This window comes from Streptomyces sp. DSM 116793 (genome assembly GCF_057320905.1).
Genome location: NZ_CM170494.1, coordinates 6,172,019 through 6,195,571, shown reverse-complemented (window position 1 = coordinate 6,195,571; position 23,553 = coordinate 6,172,019). Strand labels below are relative to the sequence as shown.

Annotated in this window: 22 protein-coding genes; 11 read left to right on the top strand and 11 right to left on the bottom strand. The window is 74.2% G+C overall.

All coding sequences use genetic code 11. The features are described from left to right. Nucleotides 1-540 precede the first annotated feature (540 nt). From ACSMXW_RS24375 to ACSMXW_RS24365, 3 genes are read right to left on the bottom strand one after another with little or no spacing between them, the layout of a single operon-like run. Nucleotides 541-1,044, bottom strand: a complete 504-nt coding sequence (locus tag ACSMXW_RS24375; RefSeq protein ID WP_485799345.1) for a tail fiber domain-containing protein — start codon at nt 1,042-1,044, stop codon at nt 541-543. Further along, entirely contained in the window at nt 1,041-1,445 is a 405-nt protein-coding gene (locus ACSMXW_RS24370; protein ID WP_485799343.1) for a hypothetical protein, read from the bottom strand. The genes ACSMXW_RS24375 and ACSMXW_RS24370 overlap by 4 nt, the downstream gene beginning before the upstream one ends. Beyond that, the gene (locus tag ACSMXW_RS24365) at nt 1,420-2,730 is read right to left on the bottom strand and encodes a radical SAM protein (RefSeq protein WP_485799341.1); all 1,311 of its coding nucleotides are present in this window, start codon (nt 2,728-2,730) and stop codon (nt 1,420-1,422) included. Before ACSMXW_RS24365 ends, ACSMXW_RS24370 begins: the two co-directional genes overlap by 26 nt. 586 nt (nt 2,731-3,316) lie before the next feature. On the opposite strand from ACSMXW_RS24365, the gene ACSMXW_RS24360 reads away from it, so the two are divergent. The 6 genes from ACSMXW_RS24360 to ACSMXW_RS24335 are packed head-to-tail and all read left to right on the top strand — an operon-like array spanning nt 3,317 to nt 10,233. Continuing rightward, entirely contained in the window at nt 3,317-4,165 is an 849-nt protein-coding gene (locus ACSMXW_RS24360) for a class I SAM-dependent methyltransferase (RefSeq protein WP_485799339.1), read from the top strand. Then, entirely contained in the window at nt 4,162-5,343 is a 1,182-nt protein-coding gene (locus ACSMXW_RS24355) for a cytochrome P450 family protein (protein WP_485799337.1), read from the top strand. Before ACSMXW_RS24360 ends, ACSMXW_RS24355 begins: the two co-directional genes overlap by 4 nt. A 30-nt stretch (nt 5,344-5,373) precedes the next feature. Next, nucleotides 5,374-6,327, top strand: a complete 954-nt coding sequence (locus ACSMXW_RS24350; protein ID WP_485799335.1) for an aromatic prenyltransferase — start codon at nt 5,374-5,376, stop codon at nt 6,325-6,327. Nucleotides 6,328-6,387: 60 nt separating this feature from the next. Next, a complete protein-coding gene (locus tag ACSMXW_RS24345) occupies nt 6,388-7,941 on the top strand; it encodes an aromatic amino acid ammonia-lyase (RefSeq protein WP_485799333.1) in 1,554 nt (517 codons plus the stop codon). Continuing rightward, a complete protein-coding gene (locus tag ACSMXW_RS24340; protein ID WP_485799331.1) occupies nt 7,938-9,632 on the top strand; it encodes a class I adenylate-forming enzyme family protein in 1,695 nt (564 codons plus the stop codon). Before ACSMXW_RS24345 ends, ACSMXW_RS24340 begins: the two co-directional genes overlap by 4 nt. A 58-nt stretch (nt 9,633-9,690) precedes the next feature. Next, a complete protein-coding gene (locus ACSMXW_RS24335) occupies nt 9,691-10,233 on the top strand; it encodes an EF-hand domain-containing protein (RefSeq protein ID WP_485799329.1) in 543 nt (180 codons plus the stop codon). A 37-nt stretch (nt 10,234-10,270) separates the two neighbouring features. On the opposite strand, the gene ACSMXW_RS24330 is transcribed toward ACSMXW_RS24335, so the two are convergent. Next, on the bottom strand, nt 10,271-11,785 hold the full coding sequence (locus tag ACSMXW_RS24330; protein ID WP_485799327.1) for a flavin-containing monooxygenase: 1,515 nt from the start codon (nt 11,783-11,785) through the stop codon (nt 10,271-10,273). A 278-nt stretch (nt 11,786-12,063) separates the two neighbouring features. Between ACSMXW_RS24330 and ACSMXW_RS24325 the strand changes: the two genes are divergently transcribed. Then, nucleotides 12,064-12,435: a hypothetical protein gene (locus ACSMXW_RS24325; protein ID WP_485799326.1), complete on the top strand. Its 372-nt coding sequence runs from the start codon at nt 12,064-12,066 to the stop codon at nt 12,433-12,435. A gap of 217 nt (nt 12,436-12,652) precedes the next feature. On the opposite strand, the gene ACSMXW_RS24320 is transcribed toward ACSMXW_RS24325, so the two are convergent. The 3 genes from ACSMXW_RS24320 to ACSMXW_RS24310 all read right to left on the bottom strand — a co-directional run bounded on the left by ACSMXW_RS24320 (nt 12,653) and on the right by ACSMXW_RS24310 (nt 16,377). Beyond that, nucleotides 12,653-13,591, bottom strand: a complete 939-nt coding sequence (locus ACSMXW_RS24320; protein ID WP_485799324.1) for an SDR family oxidoreductase — start codon at nt 13,589-13,591, stop codon at nt 12,653-12,655. A gap of 39 nt (nt 13,592-13,630) precedes the next feature. After that, nucleotides 13,631-14,641: an alcohol dehydrogenase catalytic domain-containing protein gene (locus ACSMXW_RS24315; RefSeq protein ID WP_485799323.1), complete on the bottom strand. Its 1,011-nt coding sequence runs from the start codon at nt 14,639-14,641 to the stop codon at nt 13,631-13,633. Between the two features lie 353 nt (nt 14,642-14,994). Beyond that, a complete protein-coding gene (locus ACSMXW_RS24310) occupies nt 14,995-16,377 on the bottom strand; it encodes a hypothetical protein (RefSeq protein WP_485799322.1) in 1,383 nt (460 codons plus the stop codon). 608 nt (nt 16,378-16,985) lie between these two features. On the opposite strand from ACSMXW_RS24310, the gene ACSMXW_RS24305 reads away from it, so the two are divergent. Together ACSMXW_RS24305 and ACSMXW_RS24300 are read left to right on the top strand one after the other, a co-directional pair. Next, nucleotides 16,986-17,615, top strand: a complete 630-nt coding sequence (locus ACSMXW_RS24305) for a hypothetical protein (protein ID WP_485799321.1) — start codon at nt 16,986-16,988, stop codon at nt 17,613-17,615. Nucleotides 17,616-17,846: 231 nt separating this feature from the next. Next, nucleotides 17,847-19,412, top strand: coding sequence for an FMN-binding glutamate synthase family protein (locus tag ACSMXW_RS24300; RefSeq protein ID WP_485808267.1), 1,566 nt, complete (start codon nt 17,847-17,849; stop codon nt 19,410-19,412). Between the two features lie 106 nt (nt 19,413-19,518). On the opposite strand, the gene ACSMXW_RS24295 is transcribed toward ACSMXW_RS24300, so the two are convergent. After that, entirely contained in the window at nt 19,519-19,686 is a 168-nt protein-coding gene (locus ACSMXW_RS24295; protein ID WP_485799320.1) for a DUF5670 family protein, read from the bottom strand. A 233-nt stretch (nt 19,687-19,919) separates the two neighbouring features. Continuing rightward, nucleotides 19,920-21,266 (bottom strand): cytochrome P450, encoded by a 1,347-nt coding sequence (locus tag ACSMXW_RS24290; RefSeq protein WP_485799318.1) that lies wholly within the window; start codon nt 21,264-21,266, stop codon nt 19,920-19,922. Nucleotides 21,267-21,578: 312 nt separating this feature from the next. Between ACSMXW_RS24290 and ACSMXW_RS24285 the strand changes: the two genes are divergently transcribed. Continuing rightward, nucleotides 21,579-21,803: an EF-hand domain-containing protein gene (locus ACSMXW_RS24285; RefSeq protein WP_485799316.1), complete on the top strand. Its 225-nt coding sequence runs from the start codon at nt 21,579-21,581 to the stop codon at nt 21,801-21,803. Between the two features lie 157 nt (nt 21,804-21,960). Here ACSMXW_RS24285 and ACSMXW_RS24280 read toward each other — a convergent pair whose 3' ends face one another. Then, nucleotides 21,961-22,455 (bottom strand): hypothetical protein, encoded by a 495-nt coding sequence (locus ACSMXW_RS24280; protein WP_485799314.1) that lies wholly within the window; start codon nt 22,453-22,455, stop codon nt 21,961-21,963. 89 nt (nt 22,456-22,544) lie between these two features. Beyond that, on the bottom strand, nt 22,545-22,844 hold the full coding sequence (locus tag ACSMXW_RS24275) for a DUF1330 domain-containing protein (RefSeq protein WP_485799312.1): 300 nt from the start codon (nt 22,842-22,844) through the stop codon (nt 22,545-22,547). A gap of 99 nt (nt 22,845-22,943) precedes the next feature. On the opposite strand from ACSMXW_RS24275, the gene ACSMXW_RS24270 reads away from it, so the two are divergent. Further along, entirely contained in the window at nt 22,944-23,492 is a 549-nt protein-coding gene (locus tag ACSMXW_RS24270) for a MarR family winged helix-turn-helix transcriptional regulator (protein ID WP_485799310.1), read from the top strand. Nucleotides 23,493-23,553 lie beyond the last annotated feature (61 nt).

The window sequence follows — 23,553 nt, the reverse complement described above, 5'->3', positions numbered from 1 at the left end:
CCTTTCGGACGGTGCTGACGCGACGGCTTCGTCGCGGCGTGTCGCGCAGTTCCCCGTGCCCCCACCCGGGCCAGGGTGACCCCGGCACCAGCAGCACCCGGGGGGGCACGCGGAACCACCCGCGCGACCACCCACCGACAGCGGCCAGAACACGACAGAGACAGCCTCCTCCGGACGGTGGCGAACCGACCGTCTCGTCGTGACCGGTCGCGCGTCCCCGGCCGGTCCTGGGGGTGCGGGGGCCACCCCGGGGACCAGCGTGTGGCGACCTCCGGCGCCGCACGGGCGCCTCGGCGAGCGGTGCGAGGACCACGACGCGGTCGAATCCCGCGGCGAGGCGCACGTTCACGGCGGAGACCGTGCCGCCGTCGGTCCGCCCCCAGCGCCGGCATGCTCCAGCGGCCGGACGCCGGCCCCGGCCCGGCCTGACGGCACCCCGGCACCCCGGCACCCCGGCACCCCGGCACCCCGGCATCCCGGCATCCCGGCATCCCGGCACCGAACACCCAGTACCGCACCCGCCCCCGCGCCGACGCCGCGTCAGCCGGGCGGCCCGTCCGGCGGATCCTGAGGCCCCCCGACCAACGCCTCCAGCTCCCGCACCCGGCGGTGCAGGGCCTGGACGGAGGTGAGCAGCACCCCGATGGCGTCCACGACGGGGATGGTGCGGCCGTCCGCGGCGAGTCCGATGACGGCCTGCCAGTCCTGCGCCATGGGACCGAGATGGCGGACGCCCTCGGGTTCCCAGTGGTAGCGCCAGGTGCTGAGGGGCAGGGCGGCGACGGCATCGAGCACACGCCGGCCGTCGACCGGCCCCCCGAACGTTCCACCGACCGGCCCACCGACCGGCCCACCGACCGGCCCACCGACCGGCCCACCGACCGGCCCACCGACCGGCCCACCGACCGGCCCACCGACCGATCCACCGACCGGCCCACCGACCGATCCGGCGGCCTGTCCGTCGTCCAGGCCGTCGACGGGCCCGCTCTCCGGGCCACCGCGAACGTGCGGTGGCCCGGAGGGCGCAGCGGGGGCCTGTGTCATCGGCTCCACGTCACGGGCCGCACGTCGCACTTGAGGGTGCGGTCGCTGAGCAGACCGCGCAGCGGGAGGCTGGGCAGGCTGATGAGGCTGGCCGTGTCCTGGCACTCGCAGGCCTCCGCGGCCGGGGCGGCGAGCCCGTCCGCGCTGTCCCGGATCCGCCCGGCCAGCGCCCCGGCGCCCTCCGCGGACTCCGCGGACTCCGCGGACTCCGCGGACTCCGCGGCCCCGGCGGCCCCGGCGGCCCCGGCAGGGGACGGCACGCCCGCGGCCGGCACAACCGGCTCGGCAGGCGCAACCGGCGCAATGGTCTCGGCGTCCCCGACGATCCCGGCGTCCCCGACGGTCTCAGGCTCCCCGGCGGGCGCGACGGACTGCTCAGGTGCGGTGCTGTTGCTGTGCATGGGCAAGAATCCCTTCCATCAGATCGATCTTGGTGGTGCGGCAGTGGGCCGTCTCCGTGGTGTCCATACGGCCGGTCTCGAAGTACTTGTTGGCCGCCTGTCCGCCCCGGCAGTAGGCGAAGTACTCGCAGCTGTCCCGGCAGGCGCGCACCCCGTCCAGGGCCTCGGCCACCCAGGGCACGTCCGGCGCCTCCGCGACCAGACGGGTGAGCGGAGTGGTGAGCACGTTGCCGGTGGCGAAGGAGCCGTACACGGGGTGTGTGAAGCCGGCCAGCTCCGGGCTGACGGGAACCACCGCACCGTCCTGGCACACCATCGGCAGCGGCGGCAGCGGGCGGGACGCCCGCCGGGCAGCGCGGCCGGCCAGTTCGGCACGGACATAGCTGTACGCCTGCTCGAACTCCCGTACGCGCAGCCGCGGATCGGCCTGCCAGCAGGCGGCCAACTCGGCCCAGAACGCCACCACCGGGCCCCCGGCGCGCGGGCCGGGGAGCGTGTGCACGCCCTTGCGCTCGGCCAGGTTCACGCCCAGCCGGCGGCAGCCCAGTCCGACCGCGAAGGCGTACAGCTCGCGCGCCGCCCGCGGGCAGGGGTCGGTCACGACGGCGATCAGGCCGAAGGGAATGCCCGCGGCGCGCAGCAGCGCCGCCCCGCGCAGCGCCTTGGCCGTGCTGTCCCGGCCGCCACGGTCGACGCGGGCGGCGTTGGCCGCGCCGGGGCCGTCGATGCTGATGTCGACGGCGACGGGCCAGGACGCGAACAGTTCGCACCACGCCTCGTCGATCAGAGTGGCGTTCGTCTGCACGCCGTGCTCCACCGGATAGGGGCCGTCCTCCCCCGGAGAGGGACCGCCCTCCACCGGATGCGGGCCGGGCTCCCCCGGCCCACCGGCCGCGGCGGGCGGGGTGGCCGGGCCGAACCTCTCCAGCAGCCGCCGGAAGTACGGCAGGCCCACCGCGAGCGGCTCGCCACCGTGCCACAGCACCCGTACCGGGTGCGTGCAGGCCCACTCGCGTACCCCCGCGGCGACCGCGTCCGCCACGGCGAGGGGCATCCGCTTCGCGATCGCCCTGTCGGGCAGATAGCAGTAGGCGCAGTCCAGATTGCACAGCGTCGTGGGCTGTACCAGCACGGTCGCCGCGGTCGCGGCCAGCCGCACGGGGGGCGGTGCCGCAGCCTCCGCGCCGGCGTCGGCTCCTGCGCCGTCACCGACGTCGGCGTGGGCGCGGGCGTCGGCGTGGGTATCGGCGTCGGCCACGGAGAGGGCGGTATCGGCGCGCGGCATGGGATGAATCATGACAATCACTCCAGTCGGCACGGAATGTGACACACCGGCCGGCGGTCGAGACGTGGCAGAAACCGCCCCTTCTGCCGGGCGGCGACCCGCGGCTCCCGCTGCGGCCGGTCGCACAGCCCCCGCACCCCGAGGGGCCACCCGGCACGATCGGCGCACCCTCAGACCCACCCGTACGGGCGACCCATCCCCCGGCCGCCTTGACGCCCTTCCCGCCCCGCCGCCGGGCCCGGCGGCGCGAAACAGCCCCGGAGCGGCCTCGAACACACCGTGTCCATGCGACCACTGTGTGTAGACGGACGCCTGCTGGGCAGGATGTTCCCGAAACCGTGCGGGCCCCCCTGCCCGGGCGCTTTGTCTTCTCCGCACAACCGCTTCGCGCAACGACAGCCGGAATGCGCGCCTCCGCACCCCTTCCGCACACGATCGAGCGATCCCGGTGACGCCGTTCCGTGGGCATGCTCTTGGCTGCCCTTGCCGGCCTGGCGGCCGGTGTGACGGCAGCGTGCGGTGCACGCTCGCGAAGCTGGAGCAATGAACGGTCTCCGGTTCCCCTTCGATCGCAGGAGGCCTCGACGTGTCGAACGGACACCTCTCGTCCCCACCCCGCAGTCCGGTGCGCACCACGGCGCTGGACCGGATCCCGAGAAGCGCCCTGTGGACGCTGCACCACCGCAGCGCGAGACTGGCCGACCCCATGGCGGAACGTCTCCTCGCACAGTGCGAACCCCTCGGCGAGGCAGGCCTCGGGCGCCGTACCGCCCTCATGGCCGACTACTTCCTGGAGCGGGTCATGCTCTTCGACGGGGAGGTGACGCGGTTCCTGGCCCGGCACCCGGCCGGCACGGTGGTCTCGCTCGGGGAGGGCCTGGAGACGCAGTTCTGGCGGGTGGACAACGGCCGGGTGCGCTGGCTGACGGTGGACCTGCCGGAGATGATCGCGCTGCGCCGGGAGCTGCTGCCGCACGAGGAGCGGCAGCGGACTCATCCGGGCTCCGCGCTGGACGACACCTGGATGCACCGCGTCGACCCGGCGTCCGGGGTGCTGGTCCTCGCCCAGGGTCTCTTCATGTACCTGCGCCCGCGTGAGGTGTTCGGACTGATCCGGGAGTGTTCCCTCCGCTTCCCCTCCGGCACCCTCGTCTTCGACACCCCGCCGCCCTGGTTCGCCCTGATGACCCGGCTCGGCCTGGCGCGCTGCGGGTCGTTCCGCATCCCCCGGATGCGGTTCAGCATGTCCAGCTCGGGTCTCGGCCGGCTGCGCCCGGTGCGCCCGTACGTCGAGGAGGTGCGGGCGCTGGTGTCGGCGACGCCGCCCGGGGCGTGGCGGCGGGCCGTGCGGCGCTGGCCGCGGCTGCCGCTGGGCCGCACCATCGGCGTCACCGTGCGGGTGGACTTCCCCGCCGCGCCCCGGGAGACGGCATGAGGTGCCCGGCGGCGACCGATCTGGGCGCCCTCGGCCCGGAGTTCGACCGGGATCCCCACCCGGTGTACGCGGCGCTGCGGGACGCGGGTCCCGTGCACCCGGTGCGGCTGCCCGGCGGCGCGCCCGCCTGGCTCGTCGTCGGGTACGAGGCGGTCCGCGCCGCGCTGGCGGACCCGCGGTTGTCCAAGGAGTGGAGCAATGCGTCACCGGCGCTCGGCGTGCACACCGTCGCGTCCGGGCGCCATATGCTGCACACCGATCCGCCCCACCACACGCGGCTGCGCAAACTGGTCGGCCGGGCCTTCACGCCGCGGCACGTCAAGGCGCTCGGGCCGCGCGTCAGGCAGCTCGCCGACGAGTTGCTCGACACCCTGTTCGCCGGGCCCGGTGACACGGCCGACCTGGTGGAGGCGCTGGCGTGCCCGCTGCCGATCCGCGTCATCTGCGAGCTGCTCGGGGTGCCCTCGGCCGACCGGGACGCGATCCGGGAGCTGTCGCGCCGGGCGACCCGGCACCAGGACGCCACCCGCAGCACGACCCGCTACCTGACCGCCCTCATCGGGGAGAAGCGGCGGCACCCCGGGGACGACCTGCTGAGCGAGCTGATAGGCATCAGGGACGAGGACGGCGACCGGCTGGACGACGAGGAACTGCTGGGCATGGCCTGGCTCCTGCTCGTCGCCGGCCACGAGACGACGGCCAGCCTGATCGCGTGCGCCGTTTTCACCCTGCTCGGCCACCCGGACCAGCTGGCCGCGCTGCGCGGCTCGCCCGGCCTCCTCGACGGCGCGGTCGAGGAGGTCCTGCGGTACCAGAGCCCCGTGGAGACCACCACCTACCGCTTCACGACCGGGCCGGTCACGATCGGCGGCACCCTCATACCCGGCGGCGGGGAGCTCGTCCTCCTCGCCCTGGCGGACGCGGGCCGCGACCCGGCGCGGTTCCCCCGCGCCGGCGAGTTCGACATCCGCCGAGACGCCCGCGGCCACCTCGCCTTCGGCCACGGCATACACAACTGCCTGGGCGCGTCCCTCGCCCGCCTGGAGTGCCGCACGGCCCTGCGGACGCTGCTGGAGCGCTGCCCCGACCTGCGGCTCGACGTCCCGCACGAGGACGTCGTATGGCGCTCGGGCCTGCTGATACGGGGTCCCGAGCAGCTGCCCGTCAGATTCCGCTGAACCCCCAGGCAGAGCAGGAACCCCCACCGCATGCAGAGCACGCCGAACGCCTTCTGTCCCGACCGCTTCCTGGCCGACGCCCGCCGGACCGCCGCCCGGATCGACGCGCCCTTCTGCGCGGCGACGACCCGCAGGGCCGTCGACGTCTTCGCGGAGGGCTTCCACACCGGCGCCGTGCTGTGGAAGACCACGAGCCGCCCAGGTGACGCCCTCAGTTACCGCTTCTACTCCCGCATCCGCTCCGACACCACGCAGACGGCGGCCAGGGCGGGGCTGATCCCGCCCGGCTCCCCGGTGACCGGCCTCATCAGGTCCTGGAGCGCCCTGAACGACGGCGCGGCGACCCAGTCGTGCGACTTCGACGCCCACCGGGGCCTGGCCAAGTGCTGGGTGTACCTGGGCGGCACGCTCCCGCTGTCGGAGGTGCTGGGCGCGGACCTCGTGCCGGAGCCGCTCCGGCGCCAGGAGACGCTGCTGCGCGAGCGGGGCCTGGACCACGTACGGTTCCTGGCGGTCGACTACCGCAACCACACCGTCAACCTGTACTTCCGGGTGCGCGGGCCCTACGGCGGCGCCCAGCACCACGGCATAGCCGGCCTCGCGGGGAGCCCGGCCCCGCAGGAGCGGACGGTGCGCGAGATCCGCGGCTGCCTCCCCAGGCAGCACTATCTGGCGGCCGTCACCCTCTCCCTGACCACCGGGCGTGCCGAACGGGTCTGCTTCTACGCCACGCACATCCCCGAGCCGCTCTTCCCGGACGCCGGTACCCGGCTGACGCGGTTCTTCACCGCAGCGCCGTCCCACGACCCCGTCGACGTGAACGTGATCGCCTTCTCGTTCGGCCCGCCGGGCACCGCCTACCTGAAGGGCGAGCGCAGCTACTGCGGCGACCTCGCCGGGCTCTTCGCCGACTGGAACGTCCTGGTCAGCGGCACCGACCAGACCGATCCCGTCCTGATGTCCACGGTGGCGGCCAGGCACTGACCCCGCTCCACGCTGTTGTGCACGAATCCCCCTGTCGATGCTGCCGAGAAGGACCGTTCGATGACCGTACTGCCCGTCAAGAGGGCGACGCCCACGCTGGTGTACCCGGCCCGCCTGACGCCCCGGGAGCTGACCCGGGCCGCGGCGCCGCTGCGCATCGGCCTCACCGACGAGGCGCGGCGGCGGGTCGTCGCCTGCCAGGAGTACCTGCACTCGTGCCTGCGGAGCGAGCGGGAGATCTACGGTTCGACGACCGGCTTCGGGCCGCTGGTCTCCTACGGCGGGTGCGCCGACCCGGCCGATCAGTGCGAGAACCTGATCAGCCATCTGGAGGTGGGCCAGGGCCCGGACCTGCCGCCTGATGTGGCCCGTGCGGTGATGCTGGCCCGGTACTGGTCGCTGGCGCAGGGGCGGTCGGGGGTGGCCCCGGCCGTGCTCGACGCCCTGGCCGCCGCGCTGGCCACCGGCATCTCCCCGGCCATCCCGGAACTGGGCTCGCTGGGCGCCAGCGGGGACCTGGCGCCGCTCGCGCACCTGGCCCGCTGTCTACAGGGCCGCGGCCACGCCTACCTGGACGGCCGCCGGATGCCCGCCCCGGAGGCCCTGGAGACGGCCGGCCTGACGCCGCTGGTGCTCACCGGACGGGATGCCCTGGGTCTGGTCAACGGCACCTCCGTGACCGCCGCGGTCGCCGGGCTCGCGCTGGCCCGGCTGACGTCCTCGCTGTCCGCGGCCGTGGCGCTCACCGCGCTGCTGGCCGACATGCTGGGCTGTGCCGACGCGTTCACCGCCCCCGACCTGGCCGACGCGCTCGGGCACAGCGGCACCGTGCGCGCCGCCGCGATGCTGCGCGGGCGCCTCGCGGGACTGCGGCCCACCGGCACGCGGCCGCTGCAGGAGCCGTACTCCATCCGCTGCACCCCGCAGCTCCTCGGCGCCGTCTGCACCACCCTCGGCCACGCCGACCAGGTCATCCAGGACGACCTCAACGGCGTCAGCGACAACCCGCTGTTCTTCCCCGAGCACGACGTCGTCGCGCACGGTGGGAACTTCTTCGGGCAGCAGGTGGCCTTCGTCAGCGATGCGCTCACCCTCGCCGCGGTGCAGATGGCCAATCTGGCCGAGCGGCAGCTCGACCTGCTGATCGACCCCGGGCGCAACGGCGGGCTCAACCCGGTGCTGGCGGAGACGCCCGGCCGGGACCACGGGGTGCAGGGCGTGCAGCTCACCGCCACCGCCATCGTCGCCGACATGCGCCGCCGGGCGGTGCCCGCGAGCGTCCAGTCGCTGCCCACCAACCACCACAACCAGGACATCGTGCCGTTCGGCACCCAGGCCGCGCTGGGCGCGCTCCGGCAGGCGGCGTCGCTGCGGCTGGTGCACGGCTCGCTCGCGGTGGCGCTGCGGCAGGCGGCGCACGTCGGCGGGCGGACGCCCACGGCGCGGGAGAGCCGGGGCCTGCTGGAGACGCTGCGGGCCGTGATCGGCCCCGCGGGCCGCGGGACGCCGCTGCACACGATGGTCCGGATGGCGGCCGACGTGCTGGACGACGAGCACACCCCCGGCCTCTCCCCCCGCACCGCGCCGGCGCCGGCCGAGGACGTGGCCGGATGAGCCGCTGCCTGCCCGCCGGAATGCCGCCCCACCTGGACTACCCCGACTGCTCTGCGGCCGCGGTCCTCGCCGGCGCCGCGCACCGCTGGCCGGACCGCACCGCGCTGCTCGACGGCGGCCTGGCGCTGACGTTCGCCGAGGTCCACGACCGTGCGCTCAGGGTCGCCGAAGGGCTGCGGGCGTGCGGCGTGCGCGCGGGCGAGGCGGTCGCCCTGCACCAGCCCAACTCGGCGTGGTTCACGGTCACCTACTACGGGGTGCTGCTGGCCGGCGGTGTCGTGGTGCCGGTCAACCCTTCGCTGCCGCCCGCCGCAGTCCGCGCGCAGTGCGAGGACGCCGGCGTGGTCGCCGTCCTCACCCACCCGGTGGCGCTGGCCGCGCTGGAGGCGGCGGCGCCCGCCGGTCTCCGGCACACGGTCGTGGTGCCCGGCACCGCGGCCGCACCCGCGCCGGCCGGGGCGCAGGACCACCGCCAAGTGCCGCTGGGCGACCTGCTGGCCTCGGCCGCGGGAGAGCCGAGCACGGTGCGCGGGGACGACCTGGCCCACCTGTGCTTCACCGGGGGCACGACGGGGCGCCCCAAGGCGGTGCGGGTGCTGCACCGCAACGTCGTCTCCAATGTCCTGCAGATGGCCTGCTGGGCGGCCGCGGCGCTGCCCTGCGGGACCCCGGGCGGCGGCCTGACCCTGGCGCCGCACGCACCGGCCAGGACCGCGAACACGGTCCCGCCGGGCCGCGGCACCACCATCGCCCAGGCCCCCATGCACCACACGATGGGGCTGGTCGGGCAGAACTTCCACACCGTCATGGGCACCAGCGTGGTCATCGGCGGCCGGTTCGACGCGGCGCGCTTCGTACGCACCGTCCAGGCCCACCGGGTCACCTCGGTGACCGGCGCTCCCCCGCTGTTCCGCGCGCTGCTCGCGCTGCCTGGCGTGGAGGATGCCGACCTGACCTCGGTGCGCGTCGTCACGTCGGGAGCGGCACCGGTCGATCCGGGCACCCTGGACCGGCTGAGCGCGCTCTTCCCCCGGGCCTGCGTCGTCCAGGGCTACGGCCTCACCGAGTCGACCATGGGCCTGTGCGCGCACCCCATGGACCGCGACCGGCCCGCCCCGCCCGGCACGGTGGGCGCGCCGCTGTTCGACACCGACATCGAGATCCGGGACCCGGAAAGCGGCGAGCGGCTGCCGCCGGGCGAGGTCGGCGAGGTCTGGGCGCGCGGCCCGCAGATCGCGGCCGGCTACCACAACGCCCCCGCCCTGACAGCCGCGCAGTTCACCGCCGGCTGGCTGCGCACCGGCGACCTGGGCCACCTGGACGGCGGCGGCTGGCTGCATCTCGCGGGGCGCGCCAAGGACATGCTCATCTACAAGGGGTACAACGTCTATCCGGCGGCGCTGGAGGACCTGCTCCACCGGCATCCCGCCGTCGCGCAGGCCAGCGTCATCGGCGCCCCGGACCCGGAGGCCGGCGAGGTCCCCGTCGCCTATGTCGTCCCCCGGGAGCGGCACGGCGCGTGTCCCGGTCTCGCGGCGGACCTCATGCGCTTCGTCGCCCTGCGCGTCGCGCCGTACCAGCGCATTCGGGACGTCCGCTTCCTCGACGCGCTGCCGCTGTCGGCGGCCGGGAAGGTACTCAAGACGGAGCTTCGCCGACTCCATGCCGGCCTGGTAAGCAACGCCACGTAACCCAAAGCGCCACCACGCGGTTCTCGTGGTGGTTCATCAGTGACGACGGGAGACGCCCATGGCAGCAACCCCGCGAGAAGAGAAGCTCACGCGTGTCTTCAACGCCTTCGACCAGGACGGCAACGGCTACCTGGAACCCGAGGACTTCCAGGCGATCGTCGACGCGCTGGCGGAGGAGTTCGGGCTGACGGGCTCCCGCAGGCACCGGGCTCTCGCCAACTCCTTCCATGTGCTCTGGGACGAGCTGCTGCTGCACGGCGACACCGACAACGACCAGTCCCTCTCACTCGCGGAGTTCGTGGACAGCTACGAGCAGGCCATCGCCGACAGCAGCCGGGTCAATGTGGTGGACTACATCGGCTCGGCCATGTTCGACGTGGTCGACGCGGACGGCGACGGCTATGTGGACGGGGACGAGTTCGCCCGGCTGCAACGGGCGTTCCGGGTCACGGCGGAGAACGCGTCGCAGACCTTCACCGCGGCCGACGCCGACGGGGACGGGCGGCTCACGCAGTCGGAGTTCCTCCAGGGCTTCCGGCACTATTTCACGACGTCCAACTACAACAAGCCGGGCAGTTGGTTCTTCGGCAAGCCCGACTGAACGACGGCGCCGTGGCGGGTCGTGTGTCCGCCGGCCGCTACCCCGTGCCGGCCGCGTCCTGCGCGGGTGCCGGGATCAGATGGAAGTCCGCCGGGTCCGGGCGGCGGGTGCGGGCGGCGTACTCGGCCATGTAGCCGGGCCAGTTGGCGACGTTCCGGCCGTCCGCGGTGCGGTACCACGACGCGCAGTGGTTCCACACGGTGCCCTCGAACCCGGCCTGGACCTCGCGGTCGTAGGCGGCCTGCGCCTCGGGCCGTACGTCCAGCGCGGCGGCGCCGTGCTCCCGCATCAGCTCCAGGGCCCGGCGCAGGAACGCGGCCTGGGCCTCCAGGAAGAAGATGATCGAGCCGCCGGAGGTGTTGGTGTTGGGCCCGTACATCAGGAACAGCGAGGGGAAGCCGGCCACCATGATGCCCAGGTGGGCCTGTGCGCCGCCGGCCCACTGCCGGCTCAGCGCGCGGCCGCCGGTTCCGGTGACCTCCATGGGGGCCATGAAGGTGTTGGTCCTGAAGCCGGTGCCGTAGATGACGCAGTCCACGCCGTGCACCCGGCCGTCGGCCGTCCGGGGTCCCTCGGGTGTCATCAGCTCGATGGGCTCGGTGACCAGTTCCACGTTCTCGCGCGCCAGCGTGCGCAGGAACGTCGAGCTGAGCAGCACCCGCTTGCAGCCGAACGGATGGTCGGGCCATGCCCTGCGGCGTAGTTCTGGGTCCCTGAGCTGCGTCCGCATGAACGCGGACGACAGCAGCGTGCCGACGCGGCCGAACGTCCGGGGGTGGCGGATGCAGCGAGTGATCGTCTCGACGTAGTGGTAGGCCAGGGCGCGCCAGGCCCGGCGTGCACCGGGCACATGTCCGAGCAGCCAGGTCAGCGGCGCGGGGGTGGGTCTGCTCCGGCGCGGCAGGAACCAGTTGCCGGTGCGCTGGAAGACGGTGAGCCGGTCGGCCAGGGGGGCGATCTCCGGGACGAACTGGGCGGCGCTTGCGCCCGTGCCGATCACGGCGACGCGCTTGCCGCGCAGGTCGTAGGAGTGGTCCCAGCGTGCCGAGTGGAAGCTCACGCCCGTGAAATCCGCCAGGCCGGGGATCTCTGGCAGGGCGGGGCGGCTGAGCTGACCGGTCGCCAGCACCAGGACGTCCGCGGTGCGCCGCTCGGCGCGGCCGGAGGGCCCGGTGCTGTGCACCGTCCAGCGGCGGGTGGGCTCGTCCCAGGCGCAGGACGTCACGGTGGTGCGCGTGGTGATGCGCCGGTCGATGCCCAGGGCGGCCGCGGTCTGCCGCAGGTAGTCGAGGATCTCCGGCTGGGGCGAGAAGACATGCGGCCAGTCGGACCGCTGAGCGAACGAGAAGGAGTAGAGGTGGCTGGGCACGTCGCAGGCCGCGCCCGGGTAGCGGTTGAAGTGCCATGTGCCGCCGGGCTCCGGACCGGCCTCCAGCAGCTGCACGTCCTCGTGCCCGTGCCGGAGCAGCTCGGCCGCGACGGCGATTCCGCCGAACCCTGCCCCGACGACGATCACCGACGGTCCGGGAGCGGTGCGCTGCCTGACATCCACGGGTGTCAACGTACGACGCCGCGCCGTCCTCCGTCACCGGGCCGGCCCGGAACCACCCTTTCGTGAGCGCCGCCCCGCGGCGTGTCGCCTTGTGGTAGAGGCGCCTCTCTGCGCCCCGGCCGGCACGCCGGGACGGTGGCTCCTTTGCGCCCTTCCGCCTCGTCATTGAAGATGCAAGTATTCGCGTGCCGCCGCCGGGTTCGGCCGCACCGGCGCCGCCCTGGGCCCCCGCACCGACGTGCACCCGGCCCCCGTCGCCCCCTACGAAGGAGACCCCCATGACCAGACGCACCGGTAAGCTCGCCGCCACCGCCACCGCGGTCACCGCCACCGCGCTGTTCGCCCTCGCGGGCGGGGCGGGGTTCGCCTCGGCGGCGGACGTCGGCGACGTCACCTTCTACACGGGCACCAACCAGTCCGGCGGCAAGACGCCCGCCTCCCTGGACGACCCGGGCACCTGCCGGAACCTGCCCGCGCCCGCCCTGTCCGGCCTGAACTACACCGTCAACCACGTCGAGGTCTACTTCAACGCCGACTGCCGGAAGGGCGCGCCCGGCACCTCCGGCGACCTGTACTACGTCCTCGGCAGCCTGCACACGGGCAACTTCCCGTATGCGGCGGTGAGCTACCGGGTGCGGCCGGCCGGCTGAGGCCTCGTCCGAAGGTCCGGCGCCCGGCCGGTGGGGGCACTCCGGTGCCCGTGCGGCGGTGCCCGGCTGGGGGGCTGTGCCCCGGTGCTCCCAAGGGGCGCGGGGACCTGCGCGACCAGCCCCCGCGCGCCTGCGGCGGGCCGGGTCCGGCCACCGGCCGGTGGAGGGCGGGGCGCCGGGCGCAGCCCCACGGCGGGCCCCGCCCGGGACCGGGGACTCAGCGGCTCACCGGGGTGGACGGGTGCAGCAGGTCCGGGATGCCGATGCGCTCCATGAAGTGCGTCCGCTCGCGCTCCGCGGCCTCCAGCACACGCCCCGCGCCGTCGTCGGCCGGGTCCACCACCGTGCGGAACGGCCGGGTCCCGTACTCCATGCCGACCACCCGGGCGATGGCGTCCGCCACCTGGCTGACGTCGCCCTCGGCCGGCATGAGAGCCGCAAGCCGTTCGTTCACCTGCGCGGTCAGGCCCTGGTAGCGCCTGTCGTACTCGGCTTCGAGGTCCGTGTCCGCCGGACCTCCGGCGTGTTCGAAGTGCTCGGTGCCCCTGGTGAACGACCCGGGCACGATGGTCGCCGACTCGATGCCGAACCGGGCGACCTCCAGGGCCACCGTCATCGCCAGCGAGTCCATGGCGGCCTTGGCGGCGGCGTACGGACCGAGGAACGGCGGGAAGCCGCCCCACGCGGTGGAGCTGGACACCCACAGCAGGAGCCCGCGGCCGGCGCTCCTCATGTGCGGGAGCGCCGCCTTGTTGACCCGCTGCGTGCCGAGCACATTGGTGTCGAAGACCGACGTCATCTCCTCCGGGGTGAAGGACTCGGTCGCGCCCAGCGTCATGTGCCCTGCGTTGTGCACCAGCGTGTCCAGCCGCCCGCACTCGCCGATGACCGTCTCGATGGCCCGGTCGGCGGAGTCCTGCGAGAGGACGTCGAGTTCGATGGGGCGCAGGTCGATGTCGTGCTGCCGGGCGTAGTCCTGCACCTCGGCGGCACGCTGGGCGTTCTTGCCTCGGATGTCCCGCATGGTGGAGTACACCGTGTTGCCCGCATGGGCGAGCAACCGCGCGGCGAGCGCGCCGAAACCGCTGCTCGACCCGGTGATCAGGACGACCTGCCGGTCGGACGGCGGGGGCTGCTCGGAGAATCGGGACGTCATGACATCACTTCCTTGTCGGCTCGACCGGTCGGCGGCAGGTCAGAAGGTGATCACGGCACGGCCGCCGGACCAGGTGCCGTCGACCATCCGCGTGAGGGTGGCCGGCGCATCGTCGAGGGAGATCGGGACGATGTCCGGCAGGATGTTGTGCTGGGTGGCGAAGTCGACGGTGGCGCGGGTGTCCTGCGGGGAGCCGGACGGCGAGGCCATCACGTGCAGCCGGTTGAGGATCATCGGCTGGGTCGGCAGCTCCAGGGGATCGGGGCCGTAGCCGAGCAGGACGAGCGTGCCGCCGGGTGCCAGGCCGCCCAGGGTCGCCGCGGCCGCGGCGGTGGACGGCGTGCTGTTGATGACGAAGTCGGCTCCGTGGCCCCAGGACTTGAGCGCGGCGGCCGGGTCCTGGTCGCCCGTCGCGATGTAGCGCTCGGCGCCCAGCTCCTTCGCCCGCTCCTCGTTCCGGTGCGAGCGGCCGAGCACGGCCACCCGGGCGCCCATGGCGATGGCGAACTTCACCGCCATGCTGCCGATGGCGCCGGCACCGAGCACCGCCACCCTGGAGTTCTCCCTGACGCCGGCCCTGCGCAGGCCGTTGTAGGCGGTCAGGCCCGCGCACATCAGCGGGGCGCCGGCGACCGGGTCGAAGCCCGCGGGCAGCGGTGTCACAAAGCCCTCGCGGAACAGTCCGTACTCCGCGTAGCCGCCGTCGGTGACGATGCCGGTGATGCGCTTGTGCGGGCAGAGGATCTGCTCGCCGCGGGCGCAGTAGTCACAGCGCATGTCCGAGTCGTAGAGGAACTGCGCCCCCACCGGCGTCCCCTTCTCCGGCCAGGTGACGCCCTCGCCGAGCTCCGCGACGACCCCGCTCACCTCGTGCCCGGGGATGGTCGGGAACCTGGCGAACGGGTATTCGCCCTTGACCAGGGTGACCTCGGAGGCGCACATCCCGCAGGCGACCATCTTGACCAGGATCTCTCCCGGGCCGGGGCTCGGCACGTCGCGCTCCACGAGCTCCAGTTCGGCGTTGGGACCGGGCAGTACGGCAGCACGCATAAGGTCTCCTCACAGCTGCGACGGCCTGACCGGGCCGGGCCCGTTCACCTGCGTGATCGGGTCGTCCGATCGGGTCCCCCGATCAGGTCGCGCGGCGGTTTCCGCAGGTCATTCGCAGATCGTGCGATTCTCGGCGGGCGCGGACGCCCACCAGTTCAGGGTGAGCCCGACCGAAATGTCGGGTCCAATACCTTTTACGCATTACCGGAGCCGGGAGCCCCCTGCGGGGCGTGCGCACCGCGCGCCCGGCCGGGACGCGACGCGAGGCCCGTCACCGCCTCAGGGGGCTACTGTCACCGCCCCACGGGCACCGGCCCACGACGGTCGGTCACCGGAGGCGGCGAACGGAGACCTCATCCCCGTGCCGGGGCATGCCGCCGCACGGGCCGCGCCGGCCCCGCAGCGGGGGCCGCGCCCCCGGCGGGGGAGGCCGCACCCTCAGCCACGGAGGCCGAACCCCCGTCGGCCGCGGAGTCCGTGCCCTCGGCCGCGGAGTCGGCGTCTCGTGGTGCCAGGGCGGACAACAACTGCGCACTCTCCACGAGGAGTTCACCGCAGACCGCGGCAGCGTCCCCCGGCCGTTCGGCGAAGTCCGCGGCCAGTCGGTCGTGGATCCGCCAGGCCTCGTCCCGGGCCCGCCTCAGCCGGTCGGGCGCCGCCCGGCGTTCCGCCCCGGCACGGGGCCTCGGGTCCGTACCGGTACCGGAACCGCAGCCGTCCCCCGGGCGCCCCGCCGCCCGGGGCTCCGCACCGGCCTCGAGCAGACGCGCCTCCGCCTCGCAGAGGACCGCCGCCCGCTCGGCCAGCTCCGCGTACCGGGCGAGGAAGGCCGTGCCCGGCACCGTCAGGCGGGCCTGCTCGCCGGTGGTGGAGTCCAGGGTGCGGGTGATGGTCACGAGGTGGCCGGCGACGCTCTCCCAGCGGGCGTCGTGCTCCGCCGCCGGGGGCGGCGGCCCGGCGCGGCGCAGCCGGGCGCCCGGATTGGCGCGGGCGCTCTCCGCGGTCCACCGCCGGGCCTCGGAGACGGCCCCCGGGATCCGCGCGAGCCGGCGGGCACGGTCGTGCCAGGCGGCGGCGTCCGACGAGGTCCACTCGCCGCCCAGCGCGCCGGCCATCGCGTGCAGCAGCGCGGCGCTGTCGCGGGGCAGGCGGTGCAGCTGTTCGCGTACGTTGCGCAGATGGACCGGGGGCAGGACGAACGCGTTGACGGCGATGCCCAGGGCGGCTCCGATCAGCGTCTCCAGCAGCCGGTGGCCGACCGCGGAGAGGGAGTACGCGCCGTCGGTGATCACGAACAGCGCGGTGGTGGCCCCGTAGAGGCCCTGGGCCCCGAAGCGGCGGTGGCTGCCGAACAGCACCATGACCGGGAGGGCGAGCAGCATCGCCCCGAGGGTGCTGCCGCCGGTCGCCGCCATCGCGGCGGCGGCCCCCAGGGTGCCGGTCATGATGACCGCGAGCTGTTGCAGCCCGGAGCGGACCGAGCGGTAGACGGTGGCCTCGACGAGGGTGAGGGCCGTCCAGGGGGCGAGCAGGGCCAGGGGCGCCTGGAGCCACCAGCCGGTCAGCGCCCAGGCGGCGACCGCGGAGCCGGCCGCCTTGCAGGACTGCACCGCGGTGTCCCGCTCGGGGCCGGGGCCGCGCACCGCACGGGCCGCCGCCCGGCGCAACTCCCCCGATTCCCACGCCAGTCGCCTGCGCACCACCGCCAGCCGCCCCACCGACGCCAACTCCGCCAACTCCCTTCCTCGTGTCCCGCCGGGAACGCGGCGCGTACGCGGCCGCGCCGCGCGTCCGACTCGGAACGCCGCCGACCCGACGGCATCGTCGCGGTCGCGCGCGGTTACCCACCGGCCGGTGGTCCGGCAACGACAGAAACCCCCCTTCGGACGGCGACGCCCCGCAGGCAACCGTCGCGGCCGATCGCGCCCACGCGACTCAGACCCCCCACCGCCTGAAGGGCGTTGGAGGCCGGCGGCCCCGGACAATTGCGCGTGCCCTCGCCCCAAGGGGCCGAAACCCGGCACGGCGTGACGCCCGCCCGGGCGCGTACCGTCCACGCCCCCGGCAGCCGCGCGGCACGGCGGGCGGCAGGGGCCGGCGGTACACGCGCGGCCCGACGGGTAGGCGCACCGCGGCCGGGAGCCGGGAGCCGGGAGCCGGCCGCCGGCCGCCGGCCGCCGGGCGCCGGGCGCGGGCCGGCACACAGCCGGAAGACGCCCGCGGAAGGCGAGCGGACACACGGCCGGGAGACGGCCGCCGGAGACGGGCCCCAGGCGCCCGCCGGAGCCTGAGGGAGGGGTGGGTCAGGCCCGCCCGGGGCCGTCCTGCTCGGTAGGGTGGCGGCATGCAGACCCGGGGGAACACACTCAAGTTCGCGGCGGTACTGGCCATGTCGGCGCTGGCCCTGACCGGCTTCACGGGCCGCGGCCACGGTTACGGACACCACAGCAGCGGCGGGGGCGGGGGCGGCTGCAGCAGCTCGCACCAGGACCACGACAGCTCCTCGGCGTCGTCCTCGGGCGGCTCGTCCTCGTCGTCGGGGGGTTCCTCCTACGACGACTCGTACGACGACAGGTACGACACCGGCACGTCCGGGAGCGGCACGAGCGGCGGCACGTCCGGCGGCGGAACCGGCGGTACCCACCGGTACCCGACCCACCGGCCCACGTCCTCCGGCTCCCCGTCCGGTGACGACCGGCCGAAGGACGCCAAGGCCCGGCTGGTGCGCTGTGCCGGCAGGAAGACCCCGTACGCGACCGCCGAGGTCACCAACGGCAACGCTGAGTCCGGCCGCTTCTACGTCTCGGTGACCTTCGTGGACGCCGACGGCATCACCGTCACCGACCGGACCGAGGAGGTCAGGGTGCCCGCCGAGGGCAAGGCGACCGTCAGGCTCCCGGTGGGCGGCGAAGGCCTCGCCGACCTGGTCGACCACTGCGACCTCGACCCGATCGCCGTCCCGGTCACCCGCTGAAGCCACGCGGGCACGGCACCGCCCCGCGCCCCTGCCGGGACCACCGCCCGGCGCCCGCCCACCCCGGGGTTCAGCTCCCCCGGGGTGGGCGTTGTCACAGGTGAGGTGGCTGTGGTGGCGCGGGCAGACGCAGGAGGATTGCGAGGGTACGTTCCCCGAGGCGGCGCAGGCCGGTGGCTGTAGGAGATCAGAGTGCGAGGATTGGCCTCCGGTGTGTCCGGATTCATCTTGATGGCGGCGGTGACGTGCGCCGCGGTCGCCGCGGTGGCGCTCGCGGCGGCCGTCACCCCGTGGTGGTGGATACCGGCCGGCGTGCTGCTGGCGCTGACCGCGCTGGGCGCGTGGGACGTCCTCCAGCGGCGGCACTCGGTGCTGCGCAACTACCCGATCCTCGGCCACCTGCGCTTCCTGATGGAGGCCCTCAGGCCGGAGCTCCAGCAGTACTTCATCGAGCGCAACTACGACGGGCGCCCCTTCGACCGCGACGTCCGGTCCCTCGTGTACGAGCGGGCGAAGGGCACGGACGCCGAGGAGCCGTTCGGCACGGAACGCGACGTCTACGCCGACGGGTACGAGTTCCTGGTCCCGTCGATGGCGCCGAGGCCCGTGCCCGACGAGCCGCCGACGGTGCGCGTGGGCGGCCCGGACTGCACCCGCCCGTACGACATGGCGCTGCTGAACGTCTCGGCGATGAGCTTCGGTTCGCTGTCCGCCCAGGCGGTGCTGGCCCTCAACAAGGGCGCGGCGCTCGGCGGCTTCGCGCACGACACCGGCGAGGGCGGCCTGTCCGACCACCACCTGCGGCACGGCGGGGACCTGATCTGGGAGATTGGCACCGCCTACTTCGGCTGCCGGACCCCCGACGGCCGCTTCGACGAGCGGAAGTTCGCCGCCAAGGCCGCGCACGAACAGGTCAGGTGCGTGTCCCTGAAACTGTCACAGGGGGCCAAGCCCGGCATCGGCGGTGTGCTGCCCGGGAGCAAGGTCAACGCCGAGATCGCCCGCGTCCGCGAGGTGCCGCTGGGGCAGACGGTGATCTCGCCGCCGTACCACCGGGTGTTCGGCACCCCGCGGGAACTGGTCCGCTTCGTGGCCCGGATGCGGGAGCTGGCGGGCGGCAAGCCGACCGGGTTCAAGCTGTGCCTCACCTCACGCCGGCAGTTCCTCGCCGTGTGCAAGGCGATGCTGGCGGAGGACGTGACCCCGGACTTCATCGTGGTGGACGGCGCCGAGGGCGGCACCGGCGCGGCCCCGCTGGAGTTCGCGGACCACCTCGGCACCCCGCTGACGGAGGGCCTGACGACGGTGCACAACGCCCTGGTCGGCACCGGGCTGCGGGATCGGATCAGGATCGGGGCGAGCGGGAAGGTCGCCACCGGCGCGGACATCGTCAAACGCCTCATCCAGGGCGCGGACTACACCAACGCCGCGCGGGCCATGATGTTCGCCGTCGGCTGCATCCAGGCGCAGCGCTGCCACACCAACACCTGCCCGGTGGGGGTGGCCACCCAGGACCCGCGCCGGGCCCGGGCGCTTGACGTCGCCGACAAGTCGGAGCGTGTGCACCGCTTCCAGGAGGCCACCGTGCACAGCGCTTTGCAGATCATGGCGGCCATGGGGGTCACTGACCCGGCGGGACTGCGCCCGCACATGCTGCGCAGGCGCGTGGACGCCACCACGGTGCTCTCGGGCGCCGAGATGTACGACCTGCTCCAGCCCGGGGAGTTGCTCGCCGAGCCGCCGCGCGGCTGGGCGCAGGACTGGGCCGCGGCGGACCCCGACGAGTTCACCGTCTGAGCGGGGCGGGCGGGCGCGCCTCCTGGGCCCGGGCCGGAGCCTGAGCGGCCCCGGGGCCTGGGCGGTCCCGGGGCCGGTGGTGGCCGACCGTGCGGCCCGGTGGTGTTCACCAGCGGTACCAGCGACGGCGGCTGCCGCCCTCTACCGAACGGAAGACGAAGCCGAGCAGCCAGACCACCAGCACCACGAGCGCGATCCACCACAGCAGCTTCACGGCGAAGCCGACTCCGAAGAGAAGCAGGGCAAGTAGGAGTACCAACAGCAAAGGACCCATATGTCGTTCACCTCCGGTCCTGCGGGTGCCCCTGTGGTGGTGGCTTCATGCGCCGACCGTGAAGACGGCGCGAACACGTGTGTGGGTACGGCCGGGTGGGTGCGGGGGCGGGGCCGGTCGGGCGGGGGCCCGGGCGAGAGCGGCGGGTGGCGGCGGCGACCGGGCCGGACGCACGGGGAGGAGCGCGGGCGCCGGGTGGACGACGGCGCCCGGTGGCCGGGGAGCGCCGGACGTCAGACGGGGTCCAGGACGACGGTGAAGTCCCGGAGTTCGTAGCTGCGGATGGCCGGTTTGAACCCGACGCGGGGCGCGCTGCGCATCCGCAGGCCGGGCTCGGCGAAGAGGCGGGTCAGGAAGACGTCGGTCTCCAGGATGGCGATGTCGGCGCCGGGGCAGCGGTGGGGACCGTCACCGAACGAGAGCACGGGCGGGGCGGCGCCCCGCCGGCCCCCGCCGCCCCGGCCGGGGCACAGGCGCTCCGGGTCGGGTCCGACGGCGCCGGGGTCCACGTTGACGCTGTCCACATGGATCTCGACGAGCGCACCGGCCGGCAGCGTCACGGGGCGGGGGCCGGGACCCGGGTGGCCGGGGTCGTGTCCGCTGCCGGGGCGCACACGGTCGAGGGTGCGCCCGGAGCCGGTGGGGTCCTGGCCGGGACCGCCGGCGACGTCGCGCGCGGCGCCGGGGTCCGGTTCCTCCGCGGGCAGGTCGACGGGGGCGGTGGTGCGGCGGCGGAGCATCGCGATGACGGGTTCGAGGCGCAGGATCTCGTCCAGCAGGGCCAGCCGTTCGGGCTCGCCGGCCGCACGGTAGCGCGCGAGCAGTGCGGCGTCCGTGAAGAGGTGCCAGGCCGCGACGTTCACGAACTCCCGGGTGGTGACCATGCCGGCGGCCGCGAACGTCAGACACTCGCCGAGGATCTCGCCTGCCGAGCACCCCTCGTCCAGCAGGTGCGAGATGAGGTCGTCGCGGCGCCGGGCGCGCCGGGCCCGCACCGCCGGCCGGACGTCCGCGGCGTAGACCCGCAGCCAGTTCACGTTCTGGCGGACCATCCAGTACAGCCCGCTCGGGCTGGTGAGGCCCGGGGTGCCGAACTTCTCGGGGAAGAAGCGCTCAAGGCGGCGCTGGATGCCCGGCCTGCTCTCGGTGAGCCCGATGACCGCGGAGGCGACCTCGATGGCGAGCCGGAAGCCGAGGTGGGACAGGTCGGCCTCGCCCGCCGCACGCAAGGTCGCGAGCTGGGCCTCGGCGACCCGCTCCATGATCGGGCGGTAGTGCTCGGCGACCCGGCGCGGGGTGAAGAAGCGCGCCGTCTGGCGGCGGTGTTCGCGGTGCTCGGGCCCGTCCCGGTAGAGGACCGGCCGCCGGAAGGCCGCGGGCATCCGCTCCATCGTCTCGACGCCCAGCCCCGCCTGCACGGTGTCGGTGCTGCGCAGCACGGCCCGCGCCGCGGCGTACCCGCGCACCTGCCAGACGCCGTCGGGCCCCTGGTGCACCGGGCACTCCCCGTCCCCTGCCCGCACCCCCGGCGCCGCCGCCCACTCGATCTTGCGCCGCCCGCCCGCCGCCACGTCCGCCATCCGCGGCACCTCCCGTCCCCCGGCGAGAACCCGACTCCCCGCCGCGCACACCCCCGGCCCCCGTACCGTACGGCGCCGGCACCGACACGTCAGCAGCACGAGTCGGCCGCCTGAACGGCAGCATCCGGCCACTCGGGCGCGGTCGTCCTACGGGGTCGGCCCGGGCGGGGGTGTCCGGGCGGGGGTGTCCGGGCGGTGGTCCCGGAGCGCCGTGGGAAAGGGGTCCGGGCCGTGCGCCCCGGTGGGCTGTCCGCCGGGGCGTCTAAGCTGTGCGGCCGTTGATCCACATCCCGCGCACGAGGAGTGATGGCAGTGGCCGGCATCGACACGGCACGCACGGTGTTCGACACCTTCGACGTCAACAAGGACGGGTTCCTCACGTCCGCCGAGTTCCATCAGGTCCTCGCGGAGCTCGGCGCCGCGGACCTCACCGTGGAGCAGGCGCAGGCACTCCTTGACCGGCAGGACACCGACGGCGACGGCACGGTGTCGTTCGAGGAGTTCTGGGCGGCGTACCAGCGGGCCGGGCGCGGCTAGGGGCGGCCAGGGGCTGTCATCGAGCTCCCGTCGTTCGCCCGGAGGGCGGGCTGCGCGGCGGGAGGCGCGTGCTCTCGGCATGCCGGGCGCGAAGCCCTCGTACCGGGGGGATCTGACCCGCTGACCTCTTCAGGCGAGCCGGACCCGGCGCCATCCGTCAACGGGCAGGACCCGTGATCAGCGGGCGCAGTCGATCGAACAGTGTCTTGTCCTTGTAGAACTGCGCGATTTCGACCCATTCCTCGTCGGCGTAGTGGGAGAAGTTCGACGGGCAGGACAGGTCAGCGGTCTCGTCGCCCCGAAGCGTGAACGTCGTGACCAACCGCGCTGTCCTGGTTTCGTACACCTTGAAGGTGAAGGTCGCCGGGAACACCTCACTACGCACCGTGGCGTAGTCGCACGTGCCAATCGGTGTGTCGCTTCGCAACCGCACATCCACCAGGCAGATGAGCAGCTGCGCCTGCGACTCCTTGGACCTGTCCGGTGGGAAGGTCTCGTCCTCTGGAGGTATCCACTCCTCCGGCCACGAGATGGTGGTGAAGACGCGACGGTGGGGCTTCTGGTCCTCCTCGCGCGGCTCGGCGTCCTCCACCACCGCCAGGTGCGGCCCTCGGCCGGCATATGTACGCCCGCGCGGCGAGAGAGCGTTCATGGCGTCGCGCGGGAGACGGGGGTTCACCGACAGGCCCCGGTCTTCCGAGCGGGGTGGGCGTGCGGGACAGGGCGCCGTCTCCGGCCGGTTCACGCCTCCGTCCCGCCCTCGACGAACAACAGTCGGCGGTCCAGGGCGTCCTGGCGGTACTCCAGTGCCTCGGCGTACTCCGCGGAGGCGTACCACCGCCGGGCCTCGGCCATCGAGGGGAACTCAACGATGATCATGCGGCGGGAGCCGGGCCAGTCGCCCTCCACCGCATCCGGGCGGCGGCCACGCGTCAGGTAGCGGCCCCCGTACCGCGCGATCGACGCGGCGGCCAGCCGGCGGTAGACGTCCGCGCGCCGCTCGTCCAGGATCTCCACCTCGGAGAGGACATACGCCGGCATGCCCGGTCACCTCCTTCACACCTTGACTCTCCAGATAGCTTTCCGGCGAGGCAGATAGGATGATAGGCAGTGGCCACGGGTGAAGGGAAGGAGGCCCACGTGGGCCGACGGGCGGAGCCGGTCGATCGGGCCGGCGGGGGCACCCCCGACCGGGTCGACCAAGTCGTCCAGGCGTGGCGGCGCGAGTTGCCCGAGGTCGTCGGGCCGGCCACGGAGCTGGCCAAACGGATCACCCTGCTCGCCGCCGCGCTGGCGGAGGCGACGGGCGCCGAACTGCGCGCGTTCGCGCTGACGGTCGCCGAGTACGACGTCCTCGCCGCCCTCCGCAGGTGCGGCCCTCCGTACCGCATGAAGCCGAGCCACCTCGCCGACGAGTTGCTGCTCTCCTCGGGCGGCACCGCCAAGGTGCTCAAGCACCTGGCCGCCCGCGGGCTCGTCGAGCGGCGTCCGGACACCGAGGACGGCCGGGTGTCCTGGGTCTGCCTGACCGCGGCGGGTGCCGATCTCGCGGAGCGCGCGGTACGGGCCTGCGGCGCGGCCCAGCAGGAGCTGTTCCGCGGTGTGCCGCAGGAGGCCGTCACGTCCACGACCGACGCCCTCCGGGCGCTCACCGCGCGCGTCGCCACGCGTTACCGCCGTGAAGCATGATCTCAACGGGACGGTCATCGACGGGTGGTGAAGTCGCGAACTGCCGCCCCCCGCACCCCGC

What these genes read in the sequence shown, in the direction of transcription:
- ACSMXW_RS24375 (WP_485799345.1), bottom strand. Translation starts at nt 1,044, where the DNA reads ATGACACAGGCCCCCGCTGCGCCCTCCGGGCCACCGCACGTTCGCGGT.
- ACSMXW_RS24370 (WP_485799343.1), bottom strand. Translation starts at nt 1,445, where the DNA reads ATGCACAGCAACAGCACCGCACCTGAGCAGTCCGTCGCGCCCGCCGGG.
- ACSMXW_RS24365 (WP_485799341.1), bottom strand. Translation starts at nt 2,730, where the DNA reads ATGCCGCGCGCCGATACCGCCCTCTCCGTGGCCGACGCCGATACCCAC.
- ACSMXW_RS24355 (WP_485799337.1), top strand. Translation starts at nt 4,162, where the DNA reads ATGAGGTGCCCGGCGGCGACCGATCTGGGCGCCCTCGGCCCGGAGTTC.
- ACSMXW_RS24350 (WP_485799335.1), top strand. Translation starts at nt 5,374, where the DNA reads ATGCAGAGCACGCCGAACGCCTTCTGTCCCGACCGCTTCCTGGCCGAC.
- ACSMXW_RS24345 (WP_485799333.1), top strand. Translation starts at nt 6,388, where the DNA reads ATGACCGTACTGCCCGTCAAGAGGGCGACGCCCACGCTGGTGTACCCG.
- ACSMXW_RS24340 (WP_485799331.1), top strand. Translation starts at nt 7,938, where the DNA reads ATGAGCCGCTGCCTGCCCGCCGGAATGCCGCCCCACCTGGACTACCCC.
- ACSMXW_RS24335 (WP_485799329.1), top strand. Translation starts at nt 9,691, where the DNA reads ATGGCAGCAACCCCGCGAGAAGAGAAGCTCACGCGTGTCTTCAACGCC.
- ACSMXW_RS24325 (WP_485799326.1), top strand. Translation starts at nt 12,064, where the DNA reads ATGACCAGACGCACCGGTAAGCTCGCCGCCACCGCCACCGCGGTCACC.
- ACSMXW_RS24320 (WP_485799324.1), bottom strand. Translation starts at nt 13,591, where the DNA reads ATGACGTCCCGATTCTCCGAGCAGCCCCCGCCGTCCGACCGGCAGGTC.
- ACSMXW_RS24315 (WP_485799323.1), bottom strand. Translation starts at nt 14,641, where the DNA reads ATGCGTGCTGCCGTACTGCCCGGTCCCAACGCCGAACTGGAGCTCGTG.
- ACSMXW_RS24305 (WP_485799321.1), top strand. Translation starts at nt 16,986, where the DNA reads ATGCAGACCCGGGGGAACACACTCAAGTTCGCGGCGGTACTGGCCATG.
- ACSMXW_RS24300 (WP_485808267.1), top strand. Translation starts at nt 17,847, where the DNA reads ATGGCGGCGGTGACGTGCGCCGCGGTCGCCGCGGTGGCGCTCGCGGCG.
- ACSMXW_RS24295 (WP_485799320.1), bottom strand. Translation starts at nt 19,686, where the DNA reads ATGGGTCCTTTGCTGTTGGTACTCCTACTTGCCCTGCTTCTCTTCGGA.
- ACSMXW_RS24290 (WP_485799318.1), bottom strand. Translation starts at nt 21,266, where the DNA reads ATGGCGGACGTGGCGGCGGGCGGGCGGCGCAAGATCGAGTGGGCGGCG.
- ACSMXW_RS24280 (WP_485799314.1), bottom strand. Translation starts at nt 22,455, where the DNA reads ATGAACGCTCTCTCGCCGCGCGGGCGTACATATGCCGGCCGAGGGCCG.
- ACSMXW_RS24275 (WP_485799312.1), bottom strand. Translation starts at nt 22,844, where the DNA reads ATGCCGGCGTATGTCCTCTCCGAGGTGGAGATCCTGGACGAGCGGCGC.